Genomic DNA, 26,966 nt, shown 5'->3' with positions numbered 1-26,966 from the left:
TTGTTGTTTAATCTTTTGATATTCCTATTTGTTGTTCAACAAAGGAAATTGCATCACTTATTCGAGAAATAAGTTCTTTTGTTTCTTGTTTAGTAATAATCAATGGTGGTGCAAAGCATAGAATATTAGTGTCATCATAAGTAACCCCTCTTGAGATAACACCTCGTTCATGAAGTGCATTAATAGTAGAAGCGGTTATACCTAACTGTGGTGAGAAAGCTTGATTTGTAGAAGGGTCCTGAACAAGTTCAATCGCCCCTATTAATCCGATAGCTCTAACTTCTCCAACGATAGATGAGTCTTTCTTGATTTTCTGGAAGCCTTTGAGTAATTCTTTGCCCATTTCTTTTGCATTGGTTACGAGTGATTCTTGTTCGATAATTTCTATATTTTTTAGTGCAACGGCAGCTGCAGTAGGATGACCACTATAGGTAAAACCATGGAAGAGCGTTCCAGTTGATTTTTCTTTTAATACATTGTGAATGTGGTCGGATATGACGACACCACCCATTGGAATATACCCACTGGTCACGCCTTTAGCAAAAGTCATCGCATCAGGTATGACCTGCCAATTTTCCATCCCAAACATAGTTCCTGTTCTACCGAAACCTGTAATAACTTCATCAGCGATAAACAGGATATTATAAAACTCACATATGTCTTTAACTGCTTGAAGATACTCTGAAGGTGGAATCAGTACCCCTCCAGCACCCTGAACTGGTTCAATAATAAGTGCGGCAATGGAATCTGCACCTTCTTGTTCGATCATGGATTGCAGGGATGTAATTGCTTTTTCTGTAGTGGAACGATATGGTGTCTCTACATGTAAAAAATCGTTCATTAAATGTCCAGCCATATCCCAAAATTCAGGTATACCAGTAATACTAGTAGAAGCAGCAGCTACCCCGTGATAGCCTCTTCTTAACGAAATAATTTTCCTTTTGTTAGGTTTACTTTGGATTTTCCAATAATGACGTGAAAGTTTAACAGCAGAATCATTTGACTCTGAACCACCTGAAGTGAAGAATACAGCGTTTAAGCCTTGTGGGGATAAGTCTGCAATTTTCTTTGCTAATTGAATAGCGGGTTCATGACTGAATGTAGAAAAAGCAGAGCTAAAAGCTAGTTTTTGCATTTGTTTGAATGCTGCTTGAGCTAATTCTGTTCTTCCGTGTCCAATATTTACATTCCATAGTGAAGAAACAGCATCGATATATACATTATTATTTGTATCGGTAACATAGATGCCATCACCTTTTGTAATAATAGCTTTTGCTCCATCCTGTTGTTGTTGTGTAATAGACGAAGTAGGGTGAATAAAGTGCTTCTTATCCAATTCAAATAAATCTTCCATATGTAAAACCTCCTTATTAAAATAAAAACCAGTCATAAAGACAGAAAGCTCCCGTCATTATAACTGGTTCTTGATCTAATTTTAGCTCTTTACGGGTGAAGTAAAGTCAATTAGAAGTAAATTATTGTTATTTATTTTACAGAAAATTTAAATATCTATCAATAGTTAAATATAATCATTTTATGTAATACAGCTTCTTACTTTATAAAATAAATTAACCTCCAATATTCATAATCTATTTTTATTAAATAATATCTTCAATTCAGTTATATTCTCCGGCATAATAATATAATAGTAGAACTTTAATGAGGTGAACAAATGAATGGTTTAATGAATAATGTAAAAGATTGGATTCTGCAATTTTTTCCTCAAAACGCTCGTATTGTTTCCATTTATCCCTTAAAGGGGAGTACAACAGCATCTTTATTTGAAATAACTATAGAAATCTCAGATAAACAAAAGGAACATGTAGTGCTAAGACAATATGATAAACCTGATGCAGTGGAGAAAAGCAAAGCGATTTCGTGGGTAGAAAATGAAGCGAATAGTCTGATCGTAGCTTATTCGTTGAGGTGCAGTAGTCCAAAATTTATTGGAAAAGATAAGTATGGTGAAGTGAGTGGATATCCATTGCTATTAATGAGTAAGTTACCAGGTAAAGTGGATTTGCACCCGATTACTATTACTGCATGGCTTGAAAACCTTGCTATTACATTAAAGGATATACACCAAAATAGGCTGAAAGATTTTTCAAGCAAGCATTTTCGCTATCATCATCCAGATAATCTAAATATACCGGTTTGGTCTAGTCATCCAGAAGTTTGGGGAGTGTTATTTCAATTAGCTAAGCAACAAGAACCAATGTACGATCCAATATTTATTCATCGTGATTTCCATCCTGTTAATGTGTTGTGGCAAGGTGAGGAAGTAACTGGTGTAGTCGATTGGGCAAACGGATGTCTTGGCCATGCGGGAATTGATGTAGGACATTGTCGATGGAATCTAGCAATGATTTATGGTGTGGACGAAGCAGACCTTTTCTTAGAGTATTATATAAAACATGCCGAAAATAGATTCAGCTATGATGTGTATTGGGATAATGTTTCTCTGATGGATGTTTTAATGGATCAACCGTCTGTTTATCCTGGATGGACAGAGTTTGGACGTAAGGAAATAACAAAAGAAATTTTGATTGATAGAATTGATCAATATGCTATATCTTTATATAACAGAATAAAACAGTAGAATATGGCGCTATGATTATAAAAATTGTTCGTAGGAAGATTTGCAATTTTTATGATCTAGCGCCTTTATTTAAATTAGATTATTTAACTCATTTATATTGAATATAGACAACATGTGTTTGTAGGAATTCTTCTAGACCATGTTTACCGTCTGCTCCGCCAATTCCTGATTTTTTCCAACCAGCGTGGAATCCTTGAATTGCTTCGAAACTCTCTCTATTAACATAGGTTTCTCCGAATTCTAGTTCATTACTGGCACGCATCATGTAATTCACGTTATTTGTAAAAATAGCGGAAGTAAGTCCATATTGACAGTCATTTGCTAATTCGATCGCTTCATCTAAGTTGGAGAAAGTAGCAATAGGTAATACAGGTCCAAACACTTCTTCTTTCATTATTTCAAAACTATTATCGACATTTGTTAGTACAGTAGGTTCATAGTAATATCCGGTCTTTGTTTTTACTCGATTACCTCCTGTTAATACTGTTGCGCCGTTTTCTACTGCGCGATTAACCATATCTTCTACATTTTTAAGGCCGGCTTCATTTGAAAGTGGTCCTATATCGACTTGTTCTTCTCCAAGCGGATTACCATAACTAACATCAGACATCGCTTTTGTAATCTTTGCAATAAATTCATCAGCGACATCTTCATGTACATAGACTCTTTCTGTACAGTTACAAACTTGACCTGTATTGATGATCCGAGAATCAAGAACAGATTTTACTGCTAAGTCAATATCAGCGTCTTCCATAACAATTGAAGGTGCTTTACCACCTAATTCAAGAGACACTTTTGTGATATTTTTCGATGCCTTCTCCATTACTCGTGATCCAGCTTCTGTACTTCCTGTTAAGCTTATCATTCCAATTTTTTCGTTTTTAGACAATTCTTCACCAACAACGCTTCCTGCGCCAGTAACTATATTAATAACACCTTTTGGTAAACCGACTTTATCTAAAATCTTGGCAAAAGCTAAAGCATTATTAGGAGAAACACTACTTGGTTTAATAACAATAGTATTTCCGGTTAAAATTGCAGGTGCAGCCTTTCGTGCAATTAAGAAGAATGGGAAATTCCAAGGTAATATACCAGCTACCACACCAATTGGTTGTTTGAATACAAGGATGTTCTCTTTCTCTCTGTCACTTGGTACGATTTCACCTTCATATTTTCTCGCCCAACCAGCAATATATTCAAAGTATTCAGCAGTAACATTGACTTCTACAACAGCTTGATCAAGGGGTTTTCCCATTTCCTCAGAAATAATTTTTGCATATTCATCAACGTTTGATTTGATTTCCTTACTAATTGCGAATAGATAAGTTGCTCGTTCGCTTGAAGGAAGCTTTGCCCAGTCTTTTTGTGCTTGTAGAGAACCATCGATTGCTCTTCTAGTATCTTCTAAGCTGGCTTTTGGAACGGTAGAAATTACCTCTTCCGTAGCAGGATTTGTAACGTCAAGTGTTTCATTACTACTAGCATTAACAAATTCTCCATTAATGTACATTTGATATGTTGTTATCGCTTTCAATTCTGACATGTTTTCTCATCCTTTCTATTATTCAGAAGTTACTATTATATTAAGCGTAGAAATGGAGACTGTCAACAAAAACAAACATAAACAGAAATAATTTGGTTTGTTTATTTGTAAATTAAATTTGTGAATTATAGAATATGGTAGAAAACAGATAATAATGGAAAAAAAACAATTAAACTAGATTCAATAAAAGATTAAAGTAGATAAACAAAACATAACAAAAATAAAATTGTTTATTTGTGTTGACTTTGAAATGAAAGAATATTACTATAAAAACATCAAGTTAATGTAATCGTTATCATTTTTACTGTTCAGAAAGAAGGGGATTTAATGAAGCGAAAAGGATTCATTATGACGGTATATCCGGATAAACATGATGAATACGAAAAACGACATAATGAAATCTGGCCAGAAATGGTCGAGGAATTAAAGCGACATGGAGCGCACAATTATTCCATTTTTTTAGATAAACAATCGAGTCAATTATTTGGTTATATCGAAATAGAAGATGAAGAAACATGGCGCAAAATGGCGGCAACACCAATTAATCAAAAGTGGTGGGAGTTTATGAAGCCAGTTATGAAAACGAATTCAGATAATAGCCCTGTATCAATAGATTTAACAGAAGTTTTCCATATGGACTAAGAGGAGGAAATAAAGAATGGGGAAGCAAAGATTTGCGGCTAAAAACGTGACTGGCTGGAAAGCGACGATTGCAATTGCGATGGCGAATTATATTGAAGCTGGATCGATTATTGCTGCGGCTAGTAGTCTTACGTTATGGCAAGCCTATCTTGGATTTGATAGTTTAGGAGTTGGGTTGCTTAGTGCGCTTAGTGCGAATGCTTTAGGTGCAGCAATTGGAGCACTTATTGGAGGGCCGTTAACAGATAAATATGGTAGAAAGATAATTTTTAGTTATGATTTATTAGTTTATATGATTGGTGTTGCCTTGATTGCGGCATCTGTAAACTTCCCGATGTTGTTAATTGGTACGATCATTACTGGTATTGCGGTAGGAGCTGGAGTGCCGGTTTCTTGGACTTATATTGCTGAAGAGTCACCAAAGAAAAAAAGAGCCGCGCATGTTGGAGCCGCTCAGTTAGCTTGGTCGATCGGCCCAATGATTACATTTGCTTTAGCAGTACTCGTAGCACCGTTAGAATTGTTGGGGTCTAGATTAATCTTTATTCACTTATTTATCGTTGCTGGTGTAGCTTTATATATTCGTAGAGGACTTCCAGAATCTAAGATTTGGGAAGAGCAAAAAGCAAAAGACGATGCGGATAAAGCAAAAGGTATTGTTAAAAAAGGTACATTAAGAGAATTATTCACACTGAAACCGAATAGAGAAGCTTTATTCTTATTACTTGGGATATATTTATTCTGGAACTTAACAGCGGGAGCGATGGGATACTTTATGCCATACATTTATGAAAATGTAGGTGGTTTAAGTAATATGCAAGCAAACTTATTACAATCGTTCCTATGGATGTTCACTGTGTTAACTACCTTCTTTATCTTCATGAAATTAGGGGATAAAATGAGTCGTAAAACATTATTTACGATAGGTGCACTTATGGGTGTAGTTGCTTGGATAATCTTAACATTTATGCCAATGACTTGGCCGACGCTGATTGCCTTTGTTATTTTGTGGGGATCTGCAGCTGGTATTGGCGCTCAAGCGTTTTACGCGCTATGGACGAGTGAATTATTCCCAACAAGATATCGTGCTACCGCGCAAGGATTTATGTACTTTATTGTACGAACAGGAATTGCACTTTGGTCAGTAGCATTACCAGTAATTATGGACACGCTAGGTTTTGTGGTTGCGGGCATTGTGATGATTATATTCCTTGTTATTCATTTAGTTATTGGCGTTGTTTTAGCCCCTGATACTAGAGGTAAAACATTAACAGAAATTGAAGAAGAGCGTTATGGTAAAGAACGAATAGCGAATTAATAAAATAAAACAAAAAAGTAACGGAACGTCGTTGCTTTTTTGTTTTTATTTGGTAAAAAGGATGTGAAAACAAAAATAATCTTTGTTTATTTTTGTTTTTGTTGACTAATCAAAAAGATAACGTTATCATAAACATACAGAAGGCAAATAATGATTACTTAACTTGACGATTTTATCAATAGAATGATAGTAGCGTTCTATTGATTCAAGGATGGTGAATTAGATGCAACAACAATGCAACTTAGCGGTAGATATAGGAGCTTCCAGTGGCAGAGTTATCGCTGGATACTTACAAAATGGAAAATTACTATTAGATGAAGTTCATCGTTTTGATAATACTTTAATTGAAGTGAATAACTATTTTTGTTGGGATATCGATCGAATTTATCAGGAAATATTAACAGGGATTAAATCGGCGGCTGATAAAGGGTACCAGCCTATAAGTCTAGGAATTGATACGTGGGCTGTTGATTTTGTTTTGTTAGATGAAAATGACGATCGATTAACGGATGCAGTTTCTTATCGAGACCCACGAACAGATGGAATGATGGAGGAAGTCTTCGCTCAAATAAGTAAAGAACGTCTCTATTTAGAAACAGGTATTCAGTTCCAAAAATTTAATACGATTTATCAATTACAAGCTTTAAAAAATAGCAACCCTGAGTTGATGGAGAAAGCAACAAGTTTTCTAATGATACCAGATTATTTGAACTTCCTCCTTACAGGGAAAAAAGTTAATGAATATACCAATGCAACCACGACTCAATTAGTTAATGCATTCACGAAAAAATGGGATATCGATTTAATTAAACAGTTAGGGTTTAATTCGAACATGTTTATGGATATCCAACCTCCAGAGTCAGTAATAGGTAATCTTCGCCCAGAACTTCAAGAAGAATTAGGTGTTGATTTTAATATTATCTTACCTGCAACACATGATACTGGTTCAGCAGTTGTAGCTGTCCCTGAACAAAAAAATACGCTATATATTAGCTCAGGAACCTGGTCTTTGATTGGGGTGGAAAATCATTTTCCAATCTGTATAACCAAGGCACTAGATTATAATTTTACGAATGAAGGCGGAGCGAATTATCGCTTTCGTTTTTTGAAAAACATCATGGGGTTATGGATGATTCAAGAAGTGAAGAGAAACTTTAATGAAGAATATGACTTTGCCGATTTTGCAGCAATGGCAAAAGAAGAGTCTTTTGGTTCTATTGTCGATGTGGATGATAATCGCTTCTTAAAACCAGAAAATATGATTGAGGAAATAAAAGCATATTGTAAGGAAACCAACCAAGCTATACCACAATCGCCAAGTGAAGTGGCTAAATGTGTATTTAATAGTTTAGCAGTTAGCTATCAACAGGCAATCTCTCAAATTGAAGAAATTTATGAAATCGAATTTCCGACCATTCATGTTATTGGTGGAGGATCCCAAAATCAAATGTTAAATCAATTAATTGCAGATACAACAAGAAAAACAGTGATTGCTGGTTTATCTGAGGCTACAGCTATTGGAAACTTAATTGTGCAAATGATGGCAATCAATCAAATAGATGATATTCAACAAGCTAGACAAATAATTAAAGCATCATTTGATTTAAATACCTATACGAAAGTAACCATGGAGGGGTAAATATGGACGTAAAACAAAATTATGAACAAGCGAAAAAACAATATGAAAAATGGGGAGTTAATGTTGAAGATGCTTTAGAAAAGCTAAAACAAATTCCTATCTCTATTCATTGTTGGCAAGGTGATGATGTTACAGGATTTGAAGTCAATCAACAGGAATTATCAGGTGGTATTGATGTAACTGGAAATTACCCTGGTAAAGCAACTACACCAGAAGAATTACGAAATGACCTTGATAAAGCTTTATCACTTATTCCTGGTAAGCACCGAATTAATCTACATGCGATCTATGCAGAAACAAATTGTGAAGTTGTGGAACGAGATGAAATTGAGCCTAAGCATTTTGAGAACTGGGTACAATGGGCAAAAGAAAATGGATTGGGTCTCGACTTCAATCCAACATTATTTTCTCATCCGAAAGCAGATGATGGGTTAACGTTAGCCCATCCAAATAAAGAAATTCGAGATTTTTGGATTCGTCATACGATTGCCAGCCGGAAAATCGCAGCGTACATGGGGAAAGAGTTAGGGACTTCTGCATTAACAAACATCTGGATTCCAGATGGATATAAAGATATACCTAGTGATCGTCTGACACCGAGAAAACGTCTGGAAGATTCACTAAACCAGATCTTTGAAGAGGAAATAGATAAGAAATTTAACGTGGATGCAGTAGAGAGCAAACTATTTGGAATAGGATCTGAAGCATATGTAGTAGGTTCACATGAGTTTTATATGGGCTATGCATTGAAAAACGATAAATTATGTCTATTAGATACAGGACATTATCATCCTACAGAAATGGTATCTAATAAAATTTCATCGATGCTATTATATAGTGATGAATTAGCTTTACATGTATCTAGGCCAGTTCGTTGGGATAGTGATCATGTTGTTATATTAGATGATGAATTGCGTGAAATTGGCTTGGAAATTGTCCGAAATGATGCTTTAGATAAAGTAAGAATCGGACTCGATTTCTTTGATGCAAGTATTAACCGAATCGCGGCTTGGACAATCGGCACTCGTAATATGATTAAGTCATTATTATATGCGTTATTAACACCGAACGAGCACTTAAAACAGTTACAAGAAGAAGGTAATTTCACAGAGCGTTTAGCGATTATGGAAGAATTAAAAACATACCCATTTGGAGCTATATGGGATTACTATTGTGAATCCATGAATGTACCAGTTGGAGAGACATGGTTAAAATATGTAAAAGAATATGAAAAAGAAGTGTTATCTAAGCGATAAGTTTAGGTGGATATAATGTGGAAAGGAAGAGAATGATGACACAAGAAATTACACAACAAGATGTGTTAGAAGCACCTTTTATGAAAGAAATGATGAATACAACATATGATATGTGGAAACTTGGATGGGATGAGCTTAATGGAGGTAACATCAGCTATCTTTTAAAGGAAGATGAAGTAAAAAGTTACCTTGATTTGAACCAAATAAAACGAACTATCTCGTTAGATTTTCCGGTAAACGAGTTAGCGAATCAATATTTTCTTGTGACTGGGTCGGGTAAATTCTTCCGAAAGATCATAGAGAATCCAGAAGAATGTTTAGCTATATTACGCGTAACTAGTGACGGAGAATCTGTTGAACTTTTATGGGGATTAAGTGATGGCGGAAGACCGACAAGTGAATTAGCATCTCACTTTATGAGTCACATCATTCGGTTGAAACATGATCCGAGTCATCGAGTTATTATGCACACACATGCGACAAACTTAATTGCAATGACGTTTACACATGAATTAGATGAGGTTCCATTTACTCGTACATTATGGCAGATGTGTACGGAATGCTTAGTAGTATTCCCTGAAGGAGTAGGAATACTTCCTTGGATGGTTCCTGGAACTTCGGAAATTGGGAAGGCTACTGCGGAAAAAATGAATGAATTTCGTTTAGCAATTTGGCCACATCATGGAATATTTGGTGCGGGAGAGTCTATTGACCAAGTGTTTGGATTAATCGAAACGGTGGAGAAGGCTGCAAAAGTCTATAATCTTGTAAACGCACATCCAGACGGTGTAAAACAAGTAATTACTGATCAGCAGCTGAAAGATTTAGCAGAAGCTTTCCAGGTGAATCCACCTAAAAAATATTTTTCTTAAAAAGCTGATGCAATTATGAAAGAACGAAGCAGTAGAAATACATGTGCTTGTTCTTTCCATGCTAGTTGAACTTAATAGAAAATGGGTAAAATATATTAAAAATATGATATGCTAGTCAGAGAATATGTTAAAGGTAAGAAGAAGGAAGTGGTTAGATGCTTGTAGCAGAAAGACATCACAAAATAGTTGAATTAGTGAATGAAAAGAAGAGTGTTCGAGTTTCTGATATGAGTAAATTATTTGCTGTTACAGAAGAGACGATTCGAAGAGATTTAGAAAAACTAGAAAAAGAGAATAAGTTAGCGCGTAGCCATGGGGGAGCAGTTAGCTTACATCCAAATGATTCTTTAGAAATTCCTTATTCACAACGAGAAATTATGAATGTACGTGAAAAACAAAAAATAGCGATAGAAGCCATTAAACATGTTTATGAAGGGGATAAAATCATTTTAGATGCTAGTACAACTGCTTGGTATATGGCAAAAGCATTACCTGACTTACCTTTAACCGTGATGACTAACTCCATAAAAGTTGCAATGGAACTAAGTAACAAACACCAAATTAACGTCATTTCAACCGGTGGAACGCTTCTGTCCAAATCACTCTCTTACGCTGGACCTTTAGCTGAGGCCTCATTTGATAGTTATCATCTTGATAAGGCATTTATTTCTTGTAAAGGTCTGCATTTAGAGAGAGGAATTAGTGAATCAGACGAACAACAGGCTAGAATTAAGAAGAAAATGATTGATAGTGCTGATTCAATTTATTTAATGATAGATTATAGTAAATTTGGTAAGACTGCTTTTTCAAAAATAGATCAAATTGAAGTTGCACATCATTTGGTTACCGACAGCAAGGCAGACCAAACAATGATACAACTGTTAAAAGAAAAAGGAATCCGTGTAACGGAAGTACAGAATGATGAATAATTAACAAATTATAAAAACAGCCGTCACTAAAGAAGTGCGGCTGTTTTTTTGTGGTCTAGGAAATTATAAAATTTTGGAGCTGTGGATAAACAACTAAGTAAATAGCCACGTCCAGCTTCAGCGCCCATCACCTATTTTCCTTCCGGAGACCTCCTTACGATAAGTCAACATCGATTCGCATACGCTTATCGTGTTTCCTTTATCTCAAAGAAATAAAGAAGTTCGACCAGTCGAACCACCCCTTGAAAAACAGGGGCGCAGGACATACGGTGATAAACGGGCGCTTGCGCTTTTGTTCGATGGAGCATAGCGGGCTCGAACCGCTGACCTCTTCACTGCCAGTGAAGCGCTCTCCCAGCTGAGCTAATGCCCCGTTAAGGAAAGTATATCTACTCTATAAATCTATTGCAATATAACTATATTTCATATAGGAAAACAAGTCTATACTACTGTTTTCCTCTTTTTATAGGATAATAGTTCTGAATTTACACTCTTTTTACAAAAAAGCAATGGAATAGGGAGAATTTTTGTGCAATATTTAAAGAGAAACGATTGTTTATGTCGAAATAAATACAATCGTATTAAAAAATGGTAACGGAGGGAAAATATGAGACGGGTAAAGAGATCGTTTAGTATGTTGATGATCTTTGCACTAATTATGATGAATGTTACACCAGCATTATCAGTATCTGCTGAAAGTGCTACAACTGTAGATACGGTCGCAGAAGATTTAATTCTTTCAGAATATGTGGAAGGATCTTCGTTCAATAAAGCGATTGAAATCTTTAATGGTACAGGAGAAGCTGTGGATTTATCGAATTATTCCTTAGAATTATATAGTAATGGAGCTTCTTCTGCTAGTCAGTCTTTATCACTATCAGGTACTTTGGCTAATGGTGATGTTCTTGTTCTAGCACATCCGAGTGCAGATCAGGCAATCTTAGATCAAGCTGATGTAACAAATGGTTCTGTGATTAATTTTAACGGTGATGATGCAATAGCTCTATTAAATAATGGAGAGAAACTAGATGTTATCGGTGAAATTGGGGAAAGAACCAATTTTGGTCAAGATGTTACTTTAGTAAGAAATGCGTCAATTATTGCTCCAAATACAACATTTAATGTAGAAGATTGGACAGAATACGGTCAAAATACATTTGCATATATAGGTTCTCATACTATAGATGGAGTACCAGAGGAGCCAGGTGAACCAGAGAAACCCGGAGAACCAGACCCGGAGCAATTACCTATTTCCGATGTTCGTGATCTTCCAGATGGAGAAGTGGTTACCGTAGAGGGGATTGTTACAGCTGATAACCAAGCAATTAGTAATGGCAGCCAATTTACTACATATATCCAAGACGAGACGGCTGGTATTAATCTATTTGCTTTTGAACAAGGTGAAATCACTGATGTTACAAAGGGTGACAAAGTTGTCGTTACAGGAGAACTTGCTACCTATAATGGATTAAAAGAAATTATACCGAATTCATTAGAAGTTATAGATTCTGGTTTGGACTTACCAGAAGCACAAACGATAACTTTAGAGGAATTACAAGATGGAGAATTGGCCGAATCACTAGAAGGGCAGCGAGTTCAAGTCAATGGTTATATTCGATCCATTCCAGATAGTCCTGCAGGTGGCGGATATAATATTACAGTTACCGATGCAGATTTTAATGGAACGACGCTTCGTGTCATGGAAAATGCACTTGATATTTCTGAAGTAGAACCGAATACTTGGTATGATATTACCGCTATCGTAAGCCAATATAATACGTATCAATTAATTCCTACGGAGCAAGCAGATATTCAAGTAGCGGATGAACAGCCAGAACCGCCTTCTTCTGAAGGGTATTATGAGACTACAGTGGAAAGTGTGACAGATGGTGATACCATCCGTGTAGCGGAACCTGTTTTTGGTGAAAAGCGTGTGCGATTTGTAAATATGGATACGGCAGAAACCTATGCTGCTCATAATGATGATCCTGCACGTGAAGAAATTAATAATAACCAGAAGTATTATGGAGATTTAGCAACGGATTATATAGGGGAACTGATTCAACCAGGTGATGAGATTTATCTAAAAGTCGGAGATGAACCTACAGATGACTATGGAAGAATTCTAGCAGAAGTTATCCGTAAAGATGATGGTTTAAATGTAAATTTAGAAATGGTAGAAGCGGGATACGCATCTACGTATTTCATTGCACCAATTGATGAAGAAGCTTATCCGGAGTATCAACAAGCAGTTAAAGAAGCAAAGGATGCTGAGCTAGGAATTTGGAATCCGGAAGATCCACTTTTAGAATTGCCATTTGTTTTTCGTGCAAATGACGATCAAAAAGGATTCCAACGATATGTTGGAAACTCCGATACGATGCAATATGTAGTACCAGATAATTGGGCAGATGTCCCAGTAGAGCATCGTATTTTCTTCTCAAGTCCAGAAGAGGCTGAATCATATGGATATACACCGGTTAGTGGTGGTGGAGAAGAGCCTTCTGAGGACACGATAGATTTGCAGCTTATTAGTATGAATGATTTACATGGGAAGATAGACCAGGAATATATGCTAGATTTAGAGGGAACTGGTGAATCTGAATTATATGGAAGAATGGATTATACCGCTGCTGCAATAAAAGAGCGTCAAGAAGGAAATGAACATTCGATGCTTGTTCATGCAGGAGATATGATAGGGGGAAGTTCTCCAGTTTCAGGTTTATTACAGGATGAACCAACGGTAGAAATTATGAATGCTATGGGTTTTGATGTTGGTACTGTCGGAAATCATGAATTTGATGAAGGTTTACCAGAGCTACTAAGAATGATTGAAGGTGGCGATCACCCAGAAGGAAAAGGAACGGAAGGCTATGAAGGTATGGATTTTCCATCTCTTTGTGCGAATTGTGTTTATGAAGATACTGGTGAAACTTTCTTACCACCGTATACTATTGAAGAAATAGATGGTGAACAAATTGGATTTATTGGAGTAAATACCCAAGAAACGGTCAATATGGTTATGCCTTCTTCATTGGAAAATGTGGAGTTTACCGATGAAACAGAAGCTGTAAATAATGCAGCGGAAGAATTAACGAGTCAAGGCGTAGAAGCAATTATCGTGTTAGCGCATATGCCGGCATACCAAAATGGCGATGATGCAACAGGTGCTGCTGCTGATTTAGCACGAAATGTAAATGACGCTGTTGATGTGATCTTTGCTGGTCATAATCACGTGGAAAATAATGTATTAGTGGATGATAAATTAATTATCCAAGCAAATGAATATGGAAAAGCATTTGCGGATGTGCAATTAGTTTTAGATCGTGAATCCGGTGATATTATAGAAAAAGAAGCTGAAATTGTTTATGTAAAACAAAGTGATTATACACCAGATGCAGAAATCACTGCAATTTTAGATAAATATGCAGAAGAAATTGCCCCGATTATAAACGAAGTGGTTGGTTATAATGCGCAAGACTTAACTGGCGATTATACAAATGATGGCGATCATGGATTAGGAAATCTAATAGCTGATGGTATGAACGAAGCAATGGATAGTGATTTTGCCTTTATGAACGGTGGAGGGATACGAGATGATCTCCTAGCAGGTGATGTCACTTGGGGAGATTTATACAATATACAACCATTCGGTAATACATTAATGACGGTGGAAGTTACAGGTAGTGATATTTATGAGATATTAAATGAACAAATTCATCCTGAATATGGTCCCGATTATAGTGTAAGTGGATTGCATTATACGTGGAATCCAGAATTAGGAGAAGTAATTAATGTTACTTTCCCTGACGGTACACCAATTGATCTAGAAGAAACGTATATATTAACAGTTAATAACTATATGGGAACTTCGGAAGGGCCGATTAAAGACCTGGGAGAAAATCCGACTATGGGTCCTGAAGATATTGATGCTACAGTCGAATTTATCCAAGCGATGAATAGCTCAGAAGAAAATCCAATTGTATATGAAGCAGAAGGAAGAATTACACAAACAGATGAAGAACCAGGTGAACCAGAAGAGCCGGGCGAACCCGAAGAACCAGGTGAACCAGATCATATTATTGAAGCTATACCAGATAGAGGATTATTAGCAGTTGTTCGAACTAGAGATCTTTTGTTTGTAGAAGATGGATCAGATGTATTAATCGATATTTCAAATGAAAGTAGATTACGTATGCTGATATTGACACTTCCTCAAGTATATATATTAAAAAATAAGGAAGTTACACTTCATATTAAGAATGGGGAAGAAACAAAGACATTTAATATGGCAGAAGAGAAACTAAGAACACTGTTAGTCTTATTAATGAAATAACTAAAAATCAAATAGACCTGTAGAGAATGGTTTATTTCTCTACAGGTTTTTCATGTTTACAAGTCGATATTAGTTACCTTATAGTTATTATAGTAGTTTTCTATTTTAAGGTAGGAGATTGAAAAATGATAAAGCAAAAACAGACAATAGATGCAAGGTTTAACGTAGCAAATAGAGAAGCTTTAATTGGAGTCGGTTTAGTTATATTTAATTTTATTTGGTGGTTCGGTTTTGCTTATGGATTGGGCAGTGGAGACCCAGAGGATTATTCGTATATATTTGGATTTCCAGCTTGGTTTTTTTATAGCTGTATTCTTGGATTTATTATAATGGTCGTATTGACCGTAATAGCAGTTAAATTCTTTTTTAAAGATATACCACTTGATGATGAAGAGGAAAATCAACCTTAATATCGAATACCGGATCAATGGGTTTAAAGCGAGGAGAAAAATGTAATGAATTGGGAAGCAGTTATACCATTATTCTTATTAATTTTTATCATATTTTTAGTTGGAATGTGGTCAAGTAAATTTGTACGGAATACAGATTCTTTCGTTCAAGAATATTTCCTTGGTGGTAGGAGTTTAGGTGGCTTTATATTAGCAATGACACTTGTAACTACTTATGGTAGTGCGAGTAGTTTTCTTAGCGGGCCTGGAACTGCTTATAATGAAGGTCTAGGTTGGGTTCTTTTATCTATGACTCAATTAGCTACAGGTTATTTTGTATTAATGGTATTGGGGAAACGTTTTGCAATTGTTACACGCAAATATAAAGCAGTAACTATTGTAGATTTTTTAAAAGAAAGATATCAATCCAAATGGGTTGTTTTATTATCTTCATTCAGTATACTGATATTCTTATTTTCTGCAATGTCAGCTCAATGGATAGGCGGGGGGAGGTTAATTCAATCGCTCACTGGTATGTCTTATCTTTCTGCATTATTTATCTTTTCTGCCGCAGTACTTATCTATGTCATTATCGGCGGGTTTCGAGCAGTGGCAATTACCGATGGAATTCAAGGAATTATTATGTTTGTAGGTACATTAATATTGTTAATTGCTGTAATTGTTGCAGGTGGAGGAGTTCCACAAATTATGGATGATCTACGTGCGGAGAATGTGAATCTTATAACACCTTATGGTGCAGATGGTGGATTAACACCTGCGTTTGTTTCTTCCTTTTGGATATTAGTTGGTGTTGGTGTCGTCGCACTCCCCCAAATTGCAGTACGAGCAATGTCATATAAAAACTCACGCTCCCTTCATCGAGGCATTATTATTAGTACGATTGTCGTCGGATTTATTATGTTAAATATGCACTTAATCGGTGTGCTTGGTAGACCAGTTATACCTGGAATTGAAGTAGGGGATACCGTAATGCCTATACTCGCCCAAGAAGTTCTTCCTGGATGGCTAGCTGGGATTGTACTGGCAGCACCAATGGCAGCGATCATGACAACAGTTAATTCATTGTTGTTAATGGTTAGTTCCACAATTATCAAGGATGTGTATTTAAATTATATTGAAAAAGATGCTACAGATAAAAAAGTGCGTGGTTTGAGTATGGGAGTGACTGCTCTTATTGGAATTATCGTATTAGTTATGTCACTCCAACCACCTGATTTGATTATTTGGTTAAATCTTTTCTCGATGGGTGGCTTGGAAGCAGCATTTATTTGGCCAATTGTCCTGGGATTATATTGGAGGAGAGGTAATAAATATGGTGCAATAGCTTCGATGGTAACAGGTGTGTCAAGTTACATTATTTTTGAGACTTTCTTTCCACAACCATTCGGAATGCATTCGGTTGTAACGTCGATCGCTATAGCGTTAGTAGCTTATATTATGGGTAGTTTATCCAAACAACACCCAATATCACAAATGAGTTAAATGGATCCAATCTCCCTTTAATATTTGCTACACTAACTTCTAAGTATCGCTCAAAATGAGCGATACTTTTTATTAGGTAAATCAAATTTATAATAAGATATTTTGTGTGAAATTGGTCTCTATTTAAATTTTCATTGCAGACGGACGCTTTCCGCAGGCACGGCTTCAGCTAACTTGAAAAGAAGAACACTTTTCAAGTGGATTCTTTATAAGGCATAGTCGCATTCATACTCTTACGGTCAAAGTTATCATCGCTTCGTCACCTCACTGTGATACCTTTATCTAATTAAAAAAGGATGATCTACCTTAGTCGATCCCTTTAAAAAACAGTGGACGCACTCACTACGTTTCTAAACGACGCTTGTGTTTTTGTTCTGGTTAAGAGAAAAGTCGGAGTGCGTGAAAAAGCATTACCGGATGACAAATTTTATCAGACTTAAGTCGTAGGATAAATCCATCTTTAGAGGTTCGTTATTTTTAAAATATTCGTTATAATCCTTATTAAGGAGGTATCATAATGTTATTTTATAAATCACCAAAGCAAGTAAATGAACAAAGAAAGATTACAAATAATCATATAAAATCAATTATTATTCAATCTGGATGGGCAAACGTGAATGTATATACACATAAGGAAAATCATATCTCTTTATTTTTAACCTCCATTGAAGATGGACCATATTGGATTGTAGAAGAAAACCAAGATCAACTACGCCTTACTATAAAACCAGGAATAAGAAGACTACATTTTCGATTCACTCAAACGATTAAAATAGATTTATATGTTCCAGAACAAAATATCATAGACTGGAATGTTGAAGCAGATTCGGGAAGTGTTAATTTTAACGAACAGATCGTTGGAAATATTACGACGAAAGTGGGGTCTGGAAACTTTACAGCCAAAGGTCTTAAAGCACAAAATGCCTTAATAGAAGTTGGATCAGGTGATGTAAATATCAATCACTTTAATGGGAAAAATCTTCAACTAATAGGAGGATCTGGAGATATTGAATTAGTAGGTCTGATATGTAATACAATCATTACCAACATAGGGTCCGGGTGTGTAACATATAATCATGTTCGATATAAAGAAATGATCTCAGATGGAGGATCAGGAGATCTGTTTTTGGAAAATTTCGAAGGGAATACAAAGATGAAAGTTGGAAGCGGAAAAATAGAAGTAGTATTAGATAAACAACCAAATATAAGATGTGAATTACAAACTGGTAGTGGAACTATTACAACCGATTCGGAACATGTATCCGGCAAAAAAATTCAAAAAGATTTTGGTAAAGCAGAGTACCTATTAGCTTTAACCAGTGGATCAGGTGAAGTGGTGTTGAAGCAGATCTTACGATAGTAACAAAATTACAAAAGGAGCGATTGATATGAAAGGAAGAAAGGGAGAAATGGAGCTAATTACAAAATTAATAAAGCGTAATGAAGTAGAAGAGATACAGATAAATATTTCGGTATCAAATATAACAGTAGAGCCATATGAAGGAAACGATATTGAACTTACTTATACACAAAAGATCAATAAACCATTGTGGGATATTCATGTTCAAGAAGGGGTATTATCTATTCATTTAGAACATAAAACCAAAATTATAAGAAGAACCGAAGACTATAAATTAAAGATTAAATTACCTCATGAATTTATTTTAGCTGGGTCCATAAACAATGGTGTTGGTCATATAAGATTCAATGAACTTATAATCGGCGAATTTAGTATACATTTAGGTTCAGGTGGAGTCCATTGTGAAAAGGTTGAGGCAAATGATCTGGACATTCATGTTGGTGCGGGCAATATACAACTTCAACATATACATGCAATAAATCTTGATGCTCAAACAGGGACTGGATCTATTTCTACGAAAGATCTAAAAGGAAATACAAATTTAAATAGTGGGGTAGGTAATATAAATATAGCCTTAGAAAAAGATTCTAAAGTTAAATTAGATTTATCGACAGGTATTGGAAAAGTAATAAAAAATGGATGGTCGGATCCTGGTTCTGCAATTGGAAATACGAGTATAATACAAGGGGAAGAAGAGTATGGTATAACTGCTGAGACCGGTGTTGGAAACATTAAGGTGCATAAAGAGTCAGAAACAGTTGGTAATTCGTAATCGAGTTAGGGAGGATGTTATGATTATTCGTAAGTATAGAGCGAGTGATACAGTTGAGTTAATCGATTTGTTTTATGAAACCGTTCATGCTGTTAATAAACAAGATTATACAAAAGAACAATTGCATGCATGGGCAAAGAGCTCAAACAAGCAGCAAAAGCAAGACAGTTGGTATCACTCCCTGAATCAAAATATTACTTATGTAGCCTTGATGGATAATGTCATTGTTGGATTTATTGATTTGGAAAAGGACGGCTATCTTAATCGTTTATTTGTGCATAAAGACTATCAGCGACAAGGAATAGCAAAGCGATTATATAATAGTATCGAAGATGATGCGAGACATTATAATATAGAAAACCTTTATACGAATGCTAGTATCACTGCTAAACCATTCTTCAAACAATGTGGATTCTCTATCATACAAAAACAAGAAGTATATATAGATAACGTGATGCTGATAAATTATCAGATGAGTAAGATATTAAAGAATCTACAAGAATGAAAATAGACGCTGGAATAAAAATTGTTCGTCTTTTAAGCTAAATCTACTCATTGTCCCAGCGTCGTATACCTTATTTATTCCACTCTTTGGCTAAGTTAATAAAATATTCGATAGCATTTTCGTTGATAAGTGATCCTTTATTCATAACTTGCTCGATACTTGCGCCCATTAATATTTTTTTAATAGGAACTTCAATTTTTTTACCATTTAGTGTTTTAGGCAATTCTTCGACTTCAAACATATGAGTGGGCACATGTCTTGGTGAACAGTGAGTTCGCAAGTTATTTTTAATAGATTGCTTTACTTCTTCTGTAAAAGGCTTACTATCTTTCATCACTACAAACAAAGGAGTTATTGAATCTCCATTTGATTGAGGCAAATCTATCATTAAACTATCTTCTACTTCTTCAATTTGATCAATAGCTCGATAGATTTCACTTGTACCAATACGAATTCCTCCACGATTTATTGTTGCATCCGAACGTCCATAGATAATAGAAGTACCTTTTTCCGTGATTTTTATATAATCACCATGACACCAAACTCCACGATAAGTATCAAAATAACTATGATACATTCGCATACCATCATCGTCATTCCAGAAGAAGATTGGCATACATGGAAATGGTTTTGTTAGTACTAACTCGCCAATTTCATTAACTAAAGAATTTCTATCTCGATCAAAACTCTCTACTTTAGCTCCTAGTCCGCTACACTGCAATTCTCCTGCATAAACTGGTAAAGTTGGAGAGCCAAGTAAGAAGGCCGTGCAAACATCGGTTCCGCCACTCACAGAAGATACCCAAATATCTTTCTTCACATGAGAATAACACCATTGAAACCCTTCAGGAGGTAACGGGGATCCTGTCGAACTTATATTTTTCAAAGCAGAAAGATCGAATTCTTCTCCTGGATGAATATCCTTCTTCATCGATGAGGTTAAGAAACTGGCACTTGTTCCAAATACAGTCATCTTTGTATCCTCAGCAAACTTCCATAAGAAACGTTCATCTGGATAGGTTGGACTTCCATCATATAAAATAATACAACTACCAGTTAGGAGCCCGCCAACAAGAAAATTCCACATCATCCATCCTGTCGTAGTAAACCAGAAAAACCGAGAATCTTGGTCTAAATCGACATGTAAGTGAGTGGCTTTTAGATGCTCGAGTAACATCCCACCTTGGCTATGTACGATTGCTTTCGGTTTTCCTGTTGTACCAGATGAATAAAGTACCCATAACGGATCGTTGAAGCCGACTGGTGTAAAAGTTAGTTCTAAAGGTTTATTAGAGTGAACCGCATCACTCCATGTTATTGGTTGTTTTAAATTAGAAAAATCTGTATCGGAATGCAAATAAGGAATCGCAATTGTTGCTTTTAAAGAAGGTAATGTTGCTTGAATTTCTTCGATAATAGCCATTCTATTATAAGATTTACCGCCATACTGATAGCCATCTACGGTAATCATAACTTTAGGTTCAATTTGCTGAAAACGTTCAATAACACTTTGTTTTCCAAAGTCAGGAGAAGCACTGGACCAGATTGCTCCGAGACTAGAAGTTGCCAAAAACGCGACAACAGTTTCATAAATATTAGGTGCATAGCTAACTACTCGGTCTCCTTTTGTTACTCCAAAATTTACAAGTGTTCGTTGAAGAGCAGCCGTATCTTGATAAAGCTGTTTCCAAGATATTTCTTGCATTTCTCGTGTCTCTGAAGCATGTATGATGGCAGGATTAGAATTATCTTTATGCTTAAAAACATGTTCTGCATAGTTGACTTTTGCTTCTTTAAACCACCTGGTTCCAGGCATCGTTGTACTCGATAATACATGTTGATAGGGGCGGTGAGAAATTACATTAAAGTATTCCCATATCGTTTCCCAGAATGATGTAATATCATCTACTGACCATTTCCATAGAGAAGCATAATCCTCGAAATGAAGCTGTTTTTTTTCTGCTAACCATTGCTGATATGCATACATATTTGATTGTTTAATTTGTTGCTCGCTCGGTTCCCATAATAAAGTACCTTCTTCTACTTTCATAATCTCTTCCCCCTTTAACTCTATTCTCTTTATATCCTATTATATGAAAACGTTTTCTTTACGTAAAGAGTACTTTTATCCCGCATGTAACAGGCAGTAATACATGGACTTCGAAGACAATGAGGCTAAGCTTGGAGGATAAGTAGGATAAACTGCCCGTAAATCTCCGATTCTGTTCAATGGCCTTTAGGTCATGTTCTTGAGGTACTTGCATTCTGAGGAGGTAGTATGAAAACCTCCACTCAATGAGATTCCGCTTTATCACGATTCACGATGAAAAAGGCTGATTCGATAATCAGCCTTTTTTTGTAGCTTGTGTCATTTGATGCCATACCGACCCTTGGGCTTCCTTGCCACCTTGAATACGTTCGAGCGCCATATTTACTTGCATTCTCACCTCAAATTCAGGGTCATCGATAGCATCTTGAAGCGGAGCAATAGCTGATTCATCTCCAACTTCATATAAGAACATGGCCGCACGCCAACGAACTATTCGGCTTCTGTCTTTTAATGTCGTAATCATCTTTGGTGTGGCTTCTACAAATCCAAGGTCAGAAATACAATCACCAGCAGTTCGTCTTACATTAACAGCTTTATCTTCTAAAGCTAAATAGAGCAATGGCAACACTTTTTTATCTTCAATCATCCCAAGATATGCGGTTGCTAGACGTCGAATAGATGATTTTTCATCGTGAAGTGCTTTTTCTAACAGATCTAAATCGTCAATAGTTGGATCAAGTCGGTCTAAAGCAGCATAGCGATTTTTCCAATTAGGATCATCTAACTTTTCAATAGGTACGGATTGATAATAGCCAGAATTCTGTTCTGTTTTATCCGTTTGGAATGCCAAGTTTACAAGCATTTGAAGTCTTTCTTCGTCATAGCTTGCTTTTAGTTCTTCAACAACTTCTTCGCCAATTTCGTTCATATCACCATATCTCGGGTGTTGTTCCACCCATTTACGATCCATAATTACATTTGTAGACGCTGGGGAAGCATCCATGACAGCATTTGTGAAAATCTCAGGTAGTCCAAAACGTTTCTCTTCATCATCTTCTTCAAGCTTTACTTGCATTGGAATACCGAGAAACATCTGTATAAAGACGTGGACTTCCCCAAAACCATCTTGCTCAATGGATGGGTTAACATTTGGAATTGATATCTCTTCCGTTGTACCCAGAACTTCACGTACTTGTGGCAATAATTCTTCCCACGGTGTCTTTGGATGTCTTGCTAATGCAATAAAATCTACCACTCGATAAATATTCTTAACACCTGTAAGTGAAAATAAATCCTGTATATAGTTAGGTGCATTACTCAAATCATCATTTTCATTGTAATTATACGTTTCTTCTGGAGGTAGTGATTCATTCAAATTAATTTTCATTGAATGTGGGCTAGGCGTTGGTTCAATAGAAACAATCTTCATAACCAATGTCCCCCCTATTTATTTGCTAATACGTTAATAAATTCTCGTAAATAATCTGGTAAATCTGGCGGGCGACGACTTGATACTAAGTGCTCATCTACAACCACAGGTTCATCAACCCAAGTTGCTCCAGCATTTGTCATATCATCTTTAATCCCAGGAGTACTTGTTACTGTTTTACCATTAAGGATATTTGCAGATATAAGCACCCATCCAGCATGACATATTTGACCGATCGGTTTTTTCGCCTGGTTCATATTACGAACCATATCAAGAACTTCTGGAAATCTACGTAATTTGTCTGGTGCCCAACCACCAGGTACTAGAATCGCATCGTAGTCAGCATCATTTACATCGGTAAATGCAAAGTCTGATACTACAGGCACTCCATACTTACCAATATATTGATGATTGGCTTCTTTTCCAATAAGGTCAACCTGAGCTCCTTCTTCGCGTAACCGGAGGACAGGGTACCATAATTCTAGATCTTCAAAATCATGATCAACAAGTGCTAACACTTTTTTATTTTGTAATTGCATCGTTTATTCCTCCATTCTATGTATAAGTTTAACAGACGTAGTGCCAGATGACGATTAGAATGATTATGGAATAATAAGTAATCGCTAAACAAAAAAACGGTTGGAATAAATCAACCGTTATAATCCGCATATTTGATAAAACTTTGTTCTTCTTCAATAAGTCCGCATGCAGCACATTGTACTTTTAATTTTGGACCTTTATATAGCTGATGAAAAACTTCAACATTTTGATCGGTGTACGCATTAATTGTTTCACCAGTTTGCGGATCCATCTTTACAGGAGTTGCATGCTGTTCAATTAAGTTAAATCTAGAGCGGTTTGTTTTACAATTGGGACATCGATATGCATGTGTCATTACGTCACCTCCATCAATAGTATTCCTTTGATGGAGAATTTTATCAGTAATTAGCGATTAAATTATTTAAACCAAGATTTTATCCTTTTGACAATTCCTCGATTCTTCTGGTTATCCTCTACCTTGTCTGTTTCTTCAGGATCTTTGTCATTAGAAAGATAAATATCTTCTTTATCGATTGCGTGATTATAGGTTAACACGGCTCCAATTTCTGTTTGGTGTTCTTGATTACTAATTGTTGTATGCGAAATCTTATACTTATCGGCTAGATCTCTTTCTTGCTTTAAGAATTTATAAGCTACGCTACCATTCATTAATAATGTGGAATTAGGATGTTGCTTCATTTCTTGCTCTAATTTTTCTAATCCACGATCGGACATCACTTCACCAATGGTTAAAGCAAGGATTATGCGTTCTCGTAATGTGCCTAAAAAGTGTTTTCGTTCAGCATCTTTCGGTAAACGTGTACCATACATACCTTCTTGTAAAAAGTCATCTACATTTTTCTTCGTCATATGCTTTCATCCTTTATATATAATTACTGTTAATGTACACCATTAGTGTATGTAAAAACAAAGAAAATCTATCAAAGAATTTTATAATGGAAAAAGCATATATGATACTATAATAGTAACCGAATACAAACTGATAGGAGGTCTAAGAGAAATGAAACGAAGTAATAAAAGACCACTTTTTTTAGGTAATGGCATCTCACTTATAGACGGTTATGATCTAGATGTAGAGAGTAGAACAGGTATTTATGTGTTGGAAGCAGAAGAACTAACGATTGTTGAAACAGGCCCAAGTCCATCAGTTCCTTATATCAAAGAAGGACTAGAAGCGTTAGGACATGATTTAACAGAAGTGAAATATATAATTCTTACACATATTCATTTAGATCATGGTGGTGGTACGGGTCGGCTATTACAGCTTTGTCCATATGCAACAGTAATTGTGCATCCTAACGGGAAGCGGCATTTAGTTGATCCTAAAAAATTAGCTGCAGGAGCAAGAGCTATTTATGGTGAAAGTTTTTCTGATTTGTTCGATCCAATTATACCAGTTCCTGAAAATCGTATAATCGTAAAAACAGAAGGAGACAACCTGACTATTGGTCCAGATCGTAAACTTGAATTTTGGGATACTCCAGGACATTCTCGACATCATATAGGAATTTATGATCCAGTGAGTAATGGAATGTTTACAGGGGATACTGCAGGAATACGTTATGAACAGTTAATGCCACATGGTATTGATTATTTCCTGCCAACTACATCACCTAATCATTTTGATCCTGTTGCAATGAGAGCCTCTATTGAACGAATGCGTAAGAAAAACTTGGATTACATATATTTTGGTCATTATGGTGCGACAGATTTAGTTAATCAAACGTTTAATCAAGTTGAATCTTGGCTAGATGTTTTTGTAGAGGAAGGCAAAAGAGCTATTGCCGAGGATAAAGGGTATGACGCAATAGCTAAGGCTTTATTAAGTAAAGTACAAGCAGACTTACAGGACAAAGGTATACCTGATGACCATAAAGTATATACAATTATAAACTTGGATTTACAAGTTAGTGCGTTAGGAATTATTGATTATTTACAAAAACAAACTTCCAAATAAAGTATTCCTATAAAATAAAGATAAAAACCCAACTTCTATCAAACTCGAAAGTAAGGTTAATGTTGGGTTTTTTTTATGGAACTTGGCAATTATGAAATTGACTACTCAGTTATTGGCTTTGAAGGAGCGACAACTTCTACTTTAATACGGTCAGGATCTTCAAAATAAACAGCGTAGTGATTCGGTCCGCCTGCAAAAGGATGGTGATCTTTATATAGAATAGGGATTTGTTTTTCATGCAATTTTTCTGTAAGTGCATCCACATGTTCTTTTGATGACGCGTGGAAAGCTAAGTGATTTAAACCGACCCTGCACCGATGATACGCAATATCTAAAAATTTATCTTCAGCTTGGACAAATACAAAGTATGATTGATCTAGCTTCCAACTTTGGCCTTTATCCCATTCTTGGTAAGGCGCATATCCAAGATCTACTAATAACCATCCCCAGAATTCTTGTGATCGTTTTAGATTGGAAACATAAATTTCAATATGATGTATAAGTCCTCTCATCTTCTCCAACTCCTGTTTGCATTAATTGTTTCTCATCTATTACAAGTCCGATAGGGCAGTGATCGCTCCCTAATACAGAAGAATGAACTTCCGATTTTTTGAGAGCTGGAATAAGTTGTTTTGATACGATGAAATAATCAATTCTCCATCCAATATTTCGTTCACGAATAGTTTTCATATAAGACCACCATGTAAAGATGTCGTCCTGTTCAGGATGAAAATGACGAAGTGTATCGACAAATTCTGCCTCTAGTAATCGTGTCATTTTACTTCTTTCTTCTTTTGTAAACCCTGAATTCCCATGGTTTGTCTTGTCGTTTCGTAGATCGATTTCATGATGTGCGACATTCAAATCTCCGCAGTAAATAAGAGGTTTTTTCTTATTTAATTCCTTTAAATAGTCAAATAATCGATCTTCCCATTCAAGGCGATCTTCTAATCGGGTTAAATCACGCTTGGAGTTAGGCGTGTACACATTGACCAAATAGAAAGACTCATATTCTAAAGTAATAATTCTTCCTTCTGGTTCGAAGTTATTGGAATCTAAACCATAGAAAACATGAAGTGGTTCCCATTTGGTGAAGATGGCTGTACCTGAATAACCTTTTCGCTCCGCATAATTCCAATATTGGTAATATCCATCTAAATCTAATTGAATCTGACCTTCTTGTAATTTTGATTCTTGTATACAAAAGAAATCTGCGTCCATTTCATGAAAAAATTCTAAAAATCCTTTTCTAACACAAGCTCGTATCCCATTCACGTTCCATGATACAAAATGCATATCAGTACTT

At 35.9% G+C, this 26,966-nt stretch carries 23 protein-coding genes and 1 tRNA gene; 14 read left to right on the top strand and 10 right to left on the bottom strand.

Translation table 11 applies throughout. From position 1 onward, the window contains the following. Window positions 1-7: 7 nt before the first annotated feature. Window positions 8-1,354 carry an aminotransferase family protein gene (locus ABC346_RS00905; protein ID WP_413233100.1) on the bottom strand — a complete coding sequence of 449 codons (1,347 nt, stop codon included), beginning with the start codon at window positions 1,352-1,354 and terminating at the stop codon, window positions 8-10. A 318-nt stretch (window positions 1,355-1,672) separates the two neighbouring features. On the opposite strand from ABC346_RS00905, the gene ABC346_RS00900 reads away from it, so the two are divergent. Next, entirely contained in the window at window positions 1,673-2,599 is a 927-nt protein-coding gene (locus tag ABC346_RS00900; protein WP_413233099.1) for an aminoglycoside phosphotransferase family protein, read from the top strand. A gap of 88 nt (window positions 2,600-2,687) precedes the next feature. Here ABC346_RS00900 and aldA read toward each other — a convergent pair whose 3' ends face one another. After that, window positions 2,688-4,142 (bottom strand): aldehyde dehydrogenase, encoded by a 1,455-nt coding sequence (gene aldA, locus ABC346_RS00895; RefSeq protein ID WP_413233098.1) that lies wholly within the window; start codon window positions 4,140-4,142, stop codon window positions 2,688-2,690. 327 nt (window positions 4,143-4,469) lie between these two features. Here aldA and rhaM point away from each other — a divergent pair, with 327 nt between their 5' ends. The 6 genes from rhaM to ABC346_RS00865 all read left to right on the top strand — a co-directional run bounded on the left by rhaM (window position 4,470) and on the right by ABC346_RS00865 (window position 10,798). Then, the gene (gene rhaM, locus ABC346_RS00890) at window positions 4,470-4,784 is read left to right on the top strand and encodes an L-rhamnose mutarotase (RefSeq protein ID WP_413233097.1); all 315 of its coding nucleotides are present in this window, start codon (window positions 4,470-4,472) and stop codon (window positions 4,782-4,784) included. A gap of 16 nt (window positions 4,785-4,800) precedes the next feature. Next, complete coding sequence (locus tag ABC346_RS00885; RefSeq protein WP_413233096.1) at window positions 4,801-6,102, top strand: MFS transporter; 1,302 nt, start codon at window positions 4,801-4,803, stop codon at window positions 6,100-6,102. A gap of 223 nt (window positions 6,103-6,325) precedes the next feature. Further along, window positions 6,326-7,741 carry a rhamnulokinase gene (gene rhaB / locus ABC346_RS00880; protein ID WP_413233095.1) on the top strand — a complete coding sequence of 472 codons (1,416 nt, stop codon included), beginning with the start codon at window positions 6,326-6,328 and terminating at the stop codon, window positions 7,739-7,741. A gap of 2 nt (window positions 7,742-7,743) precedes the next feature. Beyond that, entirely contained in the window at window positions 7,744-8,997 is a 1,254-nt protein-coding gene (rhaA, locus tag ABC346_RS00875; protein ID WP_413233094.1) for an L-rhamnose isomerase, read from the top strand. Between the two features lie 35 nt (window positions 8,998-9,032). Beyond that, entirely contained in the window at window positions 9,033-9,869 is an 837-nt protein-coding gene (gene rhaD, locus ABC346_RS00870) for a rhamnulose-1-phosphate aldolase (RefSeq protein WP_413236490.1), read from the top strand. Between the two features lie 155 nt (window positions 9,870-10,024). Then, window positions 10,025-10,798, top strand: coding sequence for a DeoR/GlpR family DNA-binding transcription regulator (locus ABC346_RS00865; protein ID WP_413233093.1), 774 nt, complete (start codon window positions 10,025-10,027; stop codon window positions 10,796-10,798). 300 nt (window positions 10,799-11,098) lie between these two features. Here the strand turns inward: ABC346_RS00865 and ABC346_RS00860 are convergent. Continuing rightward, window positions 11,099-11,171 (bottom strand) — tRNA-Ala (locus tag ABC346_RS00860). A gap of 234 nt (window positions 11,172-11,405) precedes the next feature. Here ABC346_RS00860 and ABC346_RS00855 point away from each other — a divergent pair. From ABC346_RS00855 to ABC346_RS00830, 6 genes are all read left to right on the top strand, one after another. Beyond that, window positions 11,406-15,134 (top strand): 5'-nucleotidase C-terminal domain-containing protein, encoded by a 3,729-nt coding sequence (locus ABC346_RS00855; RefSeq protein ID WP_413233092.1) that lies wholly within the window; start codon window positions 11,406-11,408, stop codon window positions 15,132-15,134. A 125-nt stretch (window positions 15,135-15,259) separates the two neighbouring features. Then, window positions 15,260-15,544: a YhdT family protein gene (locus ABC346_RS00850; protein WP_413233091.1), complete on the top strand. Its 285-nt coding sequence runs from the start codon at window positions 15,260-15,262 to the stop codon at window positions 15,542-15,544. A gap of 45 nt (window positions 15,545-15,589) precedes the next feature. Next, entirely contained in the window at window positions 15,590-17,026 is a 1,437-nt protein-coding gene (gene panF / locus ABC346_RS00845) for a sodium/pantothenate symporter (RefSeq protein WP_413233090.1), read from the top strand. Window positions 17,027-17,543: 517 nt separating this feature from the next. After that, the gene (locus ABC346_RS00840) at window positions 17,544-18,386 is read left to right on the top strand and encodes a DUF4097 family beta strand repeat-containing protein (RefSeq protein WP_413233089.1); all 843 of its coding nucleotides are present in this window, start codon (window positions 17,544-17,546) and stop codon (window positions 18,384-18,386) included. 28 nt (window positions 18,387-18,414) lie between these two features. Beyond that, window positions 18,415-19,158 carry a DUF4097 family beta strand repeat-containing protein gene (locus ABC346_RS00835; protein ID WP_413233088.1) on the top strand — a complete coding sequence of 248 codons (744 nt, stop codon included), beginning with the start codon at window positions 18,415-18,417 and terminating at the stop codon, window positions 19,156-19,158. 19 nt (window positions 19,159-19,177) lie between these two features. Beyond that, window positions 19,178-19,663: a GNAT family N-acetyltransferase gene (locus ABC346_RS00830; protein ID WP_413233087.1), complete on the top strand. Its 486-nt coding sequence runs from the start codon at window positions 19,178-19,180 to the stop codon at window positions 19,661-19,663. A 70-nt stretch (window positions 19,664-19,733) separates the two neighbouring features. Here the strand turns inward: ABC346_RS00830 and ABC346_RS00825 are convergent, their stop codons facing one another. From ABC346_RS00825 to ABC346_RS00805, 5 genes are all read right to left on the bottom strand, one after another. Further along, a complete protein-coding gene (locus ABC346_RS00825; protein ID WP_413233086.1) occupies window positions 19,734-21,713 on the bottom strand; it encodes an acetoacetate--CoA ligase in 1,980 nt (659 codons plus the stop codon). Window positions 21,714-22,008: 295 nt separating this feature from the next. Continuing rightward, the gene (locus ABC346_RS00820) at window positions 22,009-23,142 is read right to left on the bottom strand and encodes a conserved virulence factor C family protein (RefSeq protein ID WP_413233085.1); all 1,134 of its coding nucleotides are present in this window, start codon (window positions 23,140-23,142) and stop codon (window positions 22,009-22,011) included. Between the two features lie 14 nt (window positions 23,143-23,156). Further along, window positions 23,157-23,681 (bottom strand): type 1 glutamine amidotransferase domain-containing protein, encoded by a 525-nt coding sequence (locus tag ABC346_RS00815; protein WP_413233084.1) that lies wholly within the window; start codon window positions 23,679-23,681, stop codon window positions 23,157-23,159. 110 nt (window positions 23,682-23,791) lie between these two features. Continuing rightward, entirely contained in the window at window positions 23,792-24,037 is a 246-nt protein-coding gene (locus ABC346_RS00810; RefSeq protein ID WP_413233083.1) for a DNA alkylation repair protein, read from the bottom strand. A 62-nt stretch (window positions 24,038-24,099) separates the two neighbouring features. Then, entirely contained in the window at window positions 24,100-24,552 is a 453-nt protein-coding gene (locus ABC346_RS00805) for a YueI family protein (RefSeq protein ID WP_413233082.1), read from the bottom strand. Between the two features lie 151 nt (window positions 24,553-24,703). Here ABC346_RS00805 and ABC346_RS00800 point away from each other — a divergent pair, with 151 nt between their 5' ends. Then, window positions 24,704-25,660 (top strand): MBL fold metallo-hydrolase, encoded by a 957-nt coding sequence (locus ABC346_RS00800; RefSeq protein WP_413233081.1) that lies wholly within the window; start codon window positions 24,704-24,706, stop codon window positions 25,658-25,660. A gap of 101 nt (window positions 25,661-25,761) precedes the next feature. Here ABC346_RS00800 and ABC346_RS00795 read toward each other — a convergent pair whose 3' ends face one another. Together ABC346_RS00795 and ABC346_RS00790 are read right to left on the bottom strand one after the other, a co-directional pair. Next, a complete protein-coding gene (locus ABC346_RS00795; protein ID WP_413233080.1) occupies window positions 25,762-26,172 on the bottom strand; it encodes a VOC family protein in 411 nt (136 codons plus the stop codon). Beyond that, window positions 26,147-26,956 (bottom strand): exodeoxyribonuclease III, encoded by an 810-nt coding sequence (locus ABC346_RS00790; RefSeq protein ID WP_413233079.1) that lies wholly within the window; start codon window positions 26,954-26,956, stop codon window positions 26,147-26,149. The genes ABC346_RS00795 and ABC346_RS00790 overlap by 26 nt, the downstream gene beginning before the upstream one ends. Between the last annotated feature and the right edge of the window lie 10 nt (window positions 26,957-26,966).

This window comes from Oceanobacillus phoenicis (assembly GCF_047238145.1).
In the GTDB taxonomy this organism is placed as follows: domain Bacteria; phylum Bacillota; class Bacilli; order Bacillales; family Amphibacillaceae; genus Oceanobacillus.
Note: the sequence above shows the minus strand (reverse complement) of the source record. Positions and strands in the feature narration are given on the sequence as shown.